Origin of the sequence: Lentzea indica (assembly GCF_012184385.1) — a bacterium.
GTDB classification, from domain to species: Bacteria; Actinomycetota; Actinomycetes; order Mycobacteriales; family Pseudonocardiaceae; genus Lentzea; species Lentzea indica.
Window position 1 is genome coordinate 1 of the sequence record NZ_VSRL01000349.1, and the last position, 7576, is coordinate 7576.

A 7576-nucleotide genomic window follows, 5' to 3' on the forward strand; every position below is an offset into this window, starting at 1 on the left:
GCCACCGGCCAGCGCGGACATGCCGCCGCCACCTCCCCGCCGGCCGGACGAAGCGAGCGCCGGGGTCTTGGCCTCGTCGATCAGGCGTTGGTCGAGGTCCTCCTGGCTGAGCTCCGGCCACAGGTCCCCCGTCATCGCCGGCGCGGTGGACTCGATCGCCTCGTCGGGGCCCGCCAGCAGGTCGCGGTAGAGGGCGCAGCGCGAGGTCAGCTCGGCGTGGGTGCCGATGTCGATCACACGGCCTGCGTCCATGACCGCGATTCGGTCGGCCAGTGACAGAGTCGAACGCCGGTGCGCCACCAGCAGAGTCGTGCGGTTGGCCGTCACCGACGCCAAGGTCGCGTGGATCGCGGCCTCGGTCGCGTTGTCCACCGCGGACGTCGCGTCGTCCAGCACCAGGACGCGCGGATCGGAGAGCAGGGCACGGGCCAGAGCGACGCGCTGGCGTTGGCCGCCGGAAAGCGTGAGGCCGCGTTCGCCGACCACCGTGTCGTAGCCGAGAGGCAGTGCCTCGATGAAGTCGTGGGCCTCAGCGGCCTTCGCGGCGCGCTCGACTTCGGCACGCGACGCGCCGGGCATGCCGTACGCGATGTTCGAGAACACCGTGTCGGAGAACAGGAACGCCTCCTCGAACACGACGCCCACCGCGCCGCGCAACGACTCCAGCCGCAGCGTCCGCACGTCCGCACCACCGACCCGCACAGCACCGGAGTGCACGTCGTAGAAACGAGGCAGCAGCAGGGAAACCGTCGACTTGCCAGAACCCGCGGTACCGACCAGCGCCAGCGTCTCGCCGGGCTCGACCGAGATCGAGAAGTCCTGCAGCACCGGCTCGCTGCGGGTGTACCCGAACGTCACGCCGGAGAACGAGATCCCGAGCGGGCCGTCCGGCACCTCGCCGGGACCGTCCGTGACGTCCGGCTGCGAGTCGATCAGCTCGTAGACCCGCTCCACGCCAGCACGCGCCAGCTGCGCGGACACCATCAGGCTGGACAGCAACCTGGTCGGGCCGACGAGATTCGCCACGTACGTCGTGAACGCCAGGAACGTGCCCAGGGTGACCTGGCCGTGCAACGCCAGCCAGCCGCCCAGTCCCAGCACCGCGACCTGGCCGAGCAACGGCAGCGCGGTGACGGTCGCGAGAGGCTTCGACGACAACCGGGCTGCCCGCATCCGTTCCGCGAACAGACCCTTCGCGTGCTTCTCCAGCCGCGCGACCTCGCGGGCCTCCTGGCCGAAGCCCTTGACCACGCGGACACCGGTGACGGTCTCCTCGACGTGCTGCGCCAGATCCGCGGCCCGCTGCTGCGCGGACCACGTGGCGGGGAACAGCGTCAGCCGCGTGCGGCCGGCCAGCCACGCCACCAGCGGCAGGACGATGATCGCGATGATCGTCAGCGGCACCGACAGGTAGAGCATCGCGGCCAGAGCGGCCACCGCGAACACCACCGTGCCGACGGCCAGCGGCGCCATCATCAGCAGCGACTGCACGAGCTGCAGGTCGGTGATCGAGCGCGACACGATCTGGCCGGTCCGCAGCTCGTCCTGCTTCGCGCCGTCGAGCCGCTGCACCGCCGAGAACACGCCGAGCCGCAGGTCGTGCTGCACGCCAAGCGCCAGCCGTCCGCCCAGATATCGCCGCAGGAACGCAGACCCGAACGTGAGCAGCTCCAACACGACCAGCGCCACCATCAGCGGCCACAACCTGTCGGTCCGGCCCACCGTCGAGTCGTCGATCGCGGTCTTGAGCAGCAACGGACCCGCCGCCTGCAGACCCACGCCGACGACCGCGGCGACCACCGACAGCACCACGAGGCGGGGGTGCTGCCAGCAGGCGGCGGTCAGTCGGCGGATCCAGCCCTTTGTCACGCAGCCAAGACTACGGACGGGGTCCGACAGTCCAGGTGATCTTCAAAAACCGCAGGTCAGGTGATGTCCTTGGCCTGAGTGACCGCCCAGCCACCCGCGAACACGATCCCGGACCAGGCGAGGAACACCAGCCCCGACCACCACCAGTCGAGCGCGCCACCGGCACCGGCGATCGCCCGCAGCACGTCCTCGATCTCCGGCGGCACCACACCCGCCGTGGACAGGAACAGGTCGACCGCGACCGACCCGGTGAGCCCGTTGATCGACCCGTTCGGCAGGAACCCGATCACCGCAGGCACCTCGAGGTACGCGAGCACGCCGTGCAGCACGTTCTCGATCACCAGGAAGTACAGCAGCAGGAGCACGACGGTCCCCGCCACGTTCGGGATCAACGCACCGACGCCGACCCCGAACATCGTCATCAGGATCGACGACAGCACGCAGACCAGCGTCAGCATCGCCCAGCCACCCGCGTCCGGCAGCTGCCCGGACTCGCTGGTGAGCACCACGCCGACGCTGACGAACAGCATGATCACGAGGCCGTAGATCGCGCCCCACAGGACGTAGACCAGCATCTTCGCCAGCATCGAGTGCATCCGCGACGGTGCGGTCAGGAACGTCGTCGTGATCGTCCGCCGGTTGATCTCACCGGAGATCGCCATCGCGCCGAAGATCATCGGGAAGATCGTCGAGATGTTGATCGCCCGCGCCATGCCGAACAGCGAGACCTTCCACTGGTCCGGCGAGACCCCGAGGAAGTCCGACACCTCGTCGACGTCGCTGGACGACGCGAAGTCCACGAAGAACTGCCCGAGCAGGCCGGTCGCGAGCCCCCAGCCGAGCGCCAGCACCGCGGTCGGGATCAGCAGACCCCACCACAGCCCGGTCGTCGTCGTCTTGCGGAGCTCCGCCTGTACGAGGTTGCCCATCAGGCCCAACCACCCTGCTGTTGCTGCTGATACGGCGCCGGCGCGTACCCGGCGTACTGGCCACTGGTGAGCTGGAAGAACAACCGCTCGAGGTCGACCTGCTCCTCCTGGATGCCGTAGATCGACACGCCTGCCCTCAACGCGCTGTCCGCCACGTGCTTGGAGTCCACACCGGACACCGCGAGCCTGCCGTCGGGCAGCTGCTCGATCGTCTGCACGCCCTCGTTGCGCAACGCCATCGCGAGCGCGTTGACGTCCGACGGCTGCACGAGAACGCGCTGCTGCTGCGACTGCCGCAACTGCTCCAACGGCCCGTAGAACATCGTCTGACCGCGCGAGATGATCACGACCTGGTCGACGGTCTGCTCGACCTCGGCCAGCAGGTGACTGGAGATCAGCACGGTGCGTCCCATGCGCGCGTACGACTGGAGGAACGTGCGCAGCCACGCGATGCCCTCGGGGTCGAGGCCGTTCGCCGGCTCGTCCAGCACGAGCACCTGCGGATCGCCGAGCAACGCGGTGGCCAGCGCCAGCCGCTGCTTCATGCCGAGAGAGAACCCTCCCACCTTGCGATCGGCCGCAGTGCCCAGACCGACCAGGCCGAGGACCTGGTCGGCCTGCGCGTCCGGCACGCCGATGGCCGCCGCGTACACGCGCAGGTGGTCGCGGGCGGAGCGGGCGGGGTGGAACCCCTGCGCCTCCAGCACCGCGCCCACCACGCGGCCGGGCTGGCCGAGCTGGTGGAACGGTCGTCCGTTGATCGTCGCCGTGCCGCCCGTCGGCTTCACGAGTCCCAGCAGCATTCGCAGGGTCGTCGTCTTGCCCGCGCCGTTCGGGCCGAGAAAGCCCGTCACGCTGCCGGGTGACACGGTGAAGCTCAGGTTCTGCACCGCGGTCACGGAACCGAACTGCTTGGTCAGGTTCTGGACGGCGATGAGGCCGCTGCCGTCATGCATGCGGCCCATCCTGCCTGAAAGCTCAGTCCGGCAAGGCGTGCTTCGGTCGGGTCACGACCGGCGCGCGGTGCACCCCCAGTGGTTCGTCGGTGAGGATCGGCAGCTCGGCGGTCATCTCGACCGGCGTCTCCTCAGGGAGATCGATAACGCCTGATCGGGTGAAAGGGTTGCGCAGCGGCCGCCGCCGCTCGCGATGCGGCAGTCCCTCGCCGATCAGGTGCTGGTGCGCCATGTTCCAGACCTGGCAAGGCCATCGGCGGCGTCGCAGCCAGCCGGGACACGCCTTGCACCTGCCGTCCTCGTCGGGCTGGTGCACCGTCAGCAGCAAGCGCCAGCCGTCCGCCAGGCGGTGGATCTCCGCGCGGGCCAGCGGAACCAGCGCCTCCGCCTCGCCGTGCTCCGCCACCTTGTCCAGCAGTGCCAGCCTTTGCAGCACCGCGTCACGCAGGGTCTCGTCCATCACATCTTCGCCGAGGCCTGGTCGAGCAAAGAGCCCAGCCGGCGCGTCTGAGTGGCGGACATCACAGCGGTCTCGCCCGGCGGCGCGACCAGGAGAACTCGGTCGTTTTCGACCAGAACGGTCATCGATCTGTCCCGACCGAACGGGTCGTGGCAGTGGATCCATCCCTGTGGTTCAGCCATGGAATCTCCCTTCGAGGGACGCCCGACTCCGTCTTCATCGGCCGTTGGCCCTGCTCGCCGCACCGCGGACAGGCGAATTCACTCGTTTGCTGGACGGGCAGGAACCGGGCAATGGTCCAGCTGGGGAAACTTTTGGGTCGCGTTTCGGTGGGGGTGCTGGGCGCGGCCGCCGTGGGCCCGCTATATTTGGACACGGCGGCCCCGCTCCCAGTGACCCCCAGGCTGGTTGAGCGCGGCCGCCCTTTAATTTCCTCCCCAGGTGTTCGCTGTGAACCCGGGCTGCGCCCTCTCCCCACTTCCTGAGCGAAATCCTCTTGCGCCTTGAGGTCTCGTACGCTGTAAGGTCCTCGTACACCGTAAGGGGGAGGACTCGATGACTTCGACGACCGAGAAGGCCGTGGTGCACCCGCACCCCCAGCGCTGGGCCGTGCTCGGCGTGCTCTGTCTGTCAGTGATGGTCGTGGTGCTCGACAACACCGTGCTGAACGTGGCGATCCCGTCGATCTCCACCGGTCTGGGCGCGAGCACCGCGGACATCCAGTGGATGATCAACGCCTACTCGCTCGCGCTGGCGGGTCTGCTGCTCACGACCGGTGCGTGGAGCGACAGGTTCGGCCGCAAGCGCGCACTTCTGGCCGGTCTGGCCCTGTTCGGCGCGGGGAGCGCCGTGGCGGCCTACGCGGGCTCGTCAGAGGCGTTGATCGCTGCCCGCGGTTTCATGGGTGTCGGTGCCGCGATGCTGATGCCCGGCACGCTGGCCGTGCTGATGCAGTTGTTCGACGAGAAGGAACGTCCGAAGGCCATCGGCATCTGGGCCGCGGTCACGAGTCTCGGCTTCGCGGCCGGTCCGGTGATCGGTGGCGCGCTGATCAAGCACTTCTGGTGGGGCTCGGTGTTCCTGATCAACGTGCCGGTGGCGATCCTCGCCGTCGCGGCGGTCGCCGCGCTGGTGCCGGAGTCGAAGGACCCGACCGTGCGCAAGCCGGACGTCCTCGGTTCGATCCTGTCGATCATCGGCATGGTCTCGATCGTGTACGCCGTGATCGAGGTGCCGGAGCACGGCTTCGGCTCGCTGGAGTTCGGTGTGCCGGTCGCGCTCGGCCTGGTGACCATGACGGGGTTCGCGTTGTGGGAGCGGCACACCGCGGAACCGATGCTGGACCTCGGGTTCTTCCAGGACCGTCGCTTCACCGGCGCGGTGGCGTCGGGTGTGCTGGCGGCGTTCGGCATGGCGGGCTCGCTCTTCCTGCTGACGCAACACCTTCAGGGCGTGCTCGGCTACAGCCCGCTCGAGGCAGGACTGAGGGTCGCGCCGATGGCGATCGCGTTGCTCGTCACCAGCAACACGCTGGGCCAGCTCGTGCTGAAACTGGGCGCCAGCAAGGCGATGCTGCTCGGCATGACGATCGTCGCGGCCGGCGTGGTGCTGCTGTCGATCGGCACGACGTACCCGCCGACGCTGGCAGGTCTGATCCTGATCGGCGTGGGTGTCGGTGTGGCGCAACCGGTTGCGGTCAACGCGTTGATGGGTTCCATCCCGCCGGAGCGCGCCGGTATCGCGTCCGGGTTGTCGAGCACGTTGACCGAGCTGGGTTCCTCGTTCGGCATCGCGGTGCTCGGTGCGCTGCTGTCGGCGCGGTTCGCGGCCTCGTTGCCGGACGGCGTCCCGTCGCGATCTTTGAGCGAGGCACTGCACAGCGGTGCGGACATCACGGTCGTGCGTGACGCGTTCTCGAACGGCATGAGCGTCAGCCTGTTGTTCGGTGCTCTGGCCGTGTTCCTGGGAGGTGTTGTGGCCAGCGTGTTGCTGCGACGTGCTTAGGATCGCCGTTGTGGACAGCGTGTGGTTCAGCAAGCCCAGGCCCAGCAGCGGGCAGCCTCTCGGCCTGAGCCGGGAGGCGATCGTCCGCAAGGCGCTGGAGGTGCTGGACGAGCACGGCATGCAGAAGCTGTCGATGCGCAAGCTCGCGGCCGAACTGGGCGCGGCACCGATGTCGCTCTACTGGCACGTGCCGACGAAGGACGCGTTGGTCGAACTCTGCATCGACGCGGTCTACGGAGAGATGGAGCCGCCGGACGCCGACGTCGACTGGGAGACCGCGTTGCGCGGGATGATGCACTCGTTGCGTCATCTCGCGCTCCGGCACCCGTGGTGGATCCGGATCATCGGCGAGTACATGAGCATCGGTCCGAACGCCGTCGGGATGGCGGACTCGATGCTCGAACCCATGCGAACGGCCGGTCTGTCGGCGGTCGAGGCTTCGCAGTCCGTCTCGACGATGTCGAGCTTCGTCATCGGGTTCGCGGTCGCCGAGGTGAACTTCAACAACCGGGGCAGGCTCGACATCGCGCCGCCCGACGTGGCCAGGTTCGCCGATTTGTACCGGGAGAGGTTCCCGCGCTACGTCGAGATGATGAACGAACCGGCACTGTGGTCGCTGGACCGGCAGTTCGAGTTCGGGCTGGACTGCGTGATCAACGGGATCAAGGCGAGCGTCGCCGCCCTGAGATAGGCGAAACCCCCGCAGCGTTGATCGCGTGCGGGGGCCTCTTCATTCAGTTGGCCTTCAGATCACGGACTCCAGCGGCGTGTGCACGAGGCCGGTCGCCTCGGCCACCGGGCCGTTGGTCAGTCGGCCGGCGTGGGCGTTGAGACCCAGGGCCAGCGAACGGTCGTCCTTCAGCGCCTTCTCCCAGCCCTTGTCGGCCAGCGCGACCGCGTACGGCAGCGTCACGTTGGTCAGCGCGTAGGTCGAGGTGCGCGGGACGGCGCCCGGCATGTTCGCCACGCAGTAGAAGACCGAGTTGTGGACCTCGTAGGTCGGCTCGGCGTGCGTGGTGGGACGCGAGTCCTCGAAGCAGCCGCCCTGGTCGATCGCGATGTCGACGAGCACAGAGCCCGGCTTCATGTCGGCGACCAGCGCGTTCGAGACGAGCTTCGGGGCAGCGGCACCCGGCACGAGGACCGCGCCGATGACCAGGTCGGCCTCGCGGACGGCCTGCTCGACGGAGAAGGCGTTCGAGGCCAGCGTGCGCAGACGGCCCTGGAACTGGGCGTCGATCTGGCGCAGGCGGTCGACGTTGGTGTCGAGGATCTGCACGTCGGCGCCCATGCCGACGGCGATGGTGGCGGCGTTGACGCCGGCCACGCCGCCGCCGATCACGACCACGCGGGCAGGG

Annotated in this window: 8 protein-coding genes; 2 read left to right on the forward strand and 6 right to left on the reverse strand. The window is 68.6% G+C overall.

Annotation, left to right across the window (positions count from 1 at the left end; translation table 11 throughout):
• The 5 genes from FXN61_RS45175 to FXN61_RS45195 form a co-directional block, all read right to left on the reverse strand.
• Positions 1-1869: ABC transporter ATP-binding protein (locus FXN61_RS45175; RefSeq protein ID WP_312878492.1), on the reverse strand; the 1869-nt coding region annotated here is incomplete at its 3' end.
• Between the two features lie 56 nt (positions 1870-1925).
• Positions 1926-2798: an ABC transporter permease subunit gene (locus FXN61_RS45180; RefSeq protein WP_167979968.1), complete on the reverse strand. Its 873-nt coding sequence runs from the start codon at positions 2796-2798 to the stop codon at positions 1926-1928.
• Positions 2798-3754 carry an ABC transporter ATP-binding protein gene (locus tag FXN61_RS45185; protein WP_167979969.1) on the reverse strand — a complete coding sequence of 319 codons (957 nt, stop codon included), beginning with the start codon at positions 3752-3754 and terminating at the stop codon, positions 2798-2800. Before FXN61_RS45185 ends, FXN61_RS45180 begins: the two co-directional genes overlap by 1 nt.
• A 22-nt stretch (positions 3755-3776) precedes the next feature.
• Entirely contained in the window at positions 3777-4214 is a 438-nt protein-coding gene (locus FXN61_RS45190; protein ID WP_246293050.1) for a hypothetical protein, read from the reverse strand.
• Entirely contained in the window at positions 4214-4396 is a 183-nt protein-coding gene (locus tag FXN61_RS45195; RefSeq protein WP_167979970.1) for a hypothetical protein, read from the reverse strand. The genes FXN61_RS45190 and FXN61_RS45195 overlap by 1 nt, the downstream gene beginning before the upstream one ends.
• 373 nt (positions 4397-4769) lie before the next feature.
• Between FXN61_RS45195 and FXN61_RS45200 the strand changes: the two genes are divergently transcribed.
• The gene (locus tag FXN61_RS45200) at positions 4770-6218 is read left to right on the forward strand and encodes an MFS transporter (RefSeq protein WP_167979971.1); all 1449 of its coding nucleotides are present in this window, start codon (positions 4770-4772) and stop codon (positions 6216-6218) included.
• A 10-nt stretch (positions 6219-6228) separates the two neighbouring features.
• A complete protein-coding gene (locus FXN61_RS45205; protein ID WP_167979972.1) occupies positions 6229-6909 on the forward strand; it encodes a TetR/AcrR family transcriptional regulator in 681 nt (226 codons plus the stop codon).
• Positions 6910-6963: 54 nt separating this feature from the next.
• Here the strand turns inward: FXN61_RS45205 and FXN61_RS45210 are convergent.
• Positions 6964-7576, reverse strand: a 613-nt coding sequence (locus FXN61_RS45210; RefSeq protein ID WP_167979973.1) for an alanine dehydrogenase, incomplete at its 5' end; no start/stop codon positions are given.

Bases quoted from the DNA above. Each gene is read 5' to 3' on its own strand.
- FXN61_RS45200 (WP_167979971.1), top strand. From the start codon at position 4,770: ATGACTTCGACGACCGAGAAGGCCGTGGTGCACCCGCACCCCCAGCGC.
- FXN61_RS45190 (WP_246293050.1), bottom strand. From the start codon at position 4,214: ATGGACGAGACCCTGCGTGACGCGGTGCTGCAAAGGCTGGCACTGCTG.
- FXN61_RS45195 (WP_167979970.1), bottom strand. From the start codon at position 4,396: ATGGCTGAACCACAGGGATGGATCCACTGCCACGACCCGTTCGGTCGG.
- FXN61_RS45180 (WP_167979968.1), bottom strand. From the start codon at position 2,798: ATGGGCAACCTCGTACAGGCGGAGCTCCGCAAGACGACGACGACCGGG.
- FXN61_RS45185 (WP_167979969.1), bottom strand. From the start codon at position 3,754: ATGCATGACGGCAGCGGCCTCATCGCCGTCCAGAACCTGACCAAGCAG.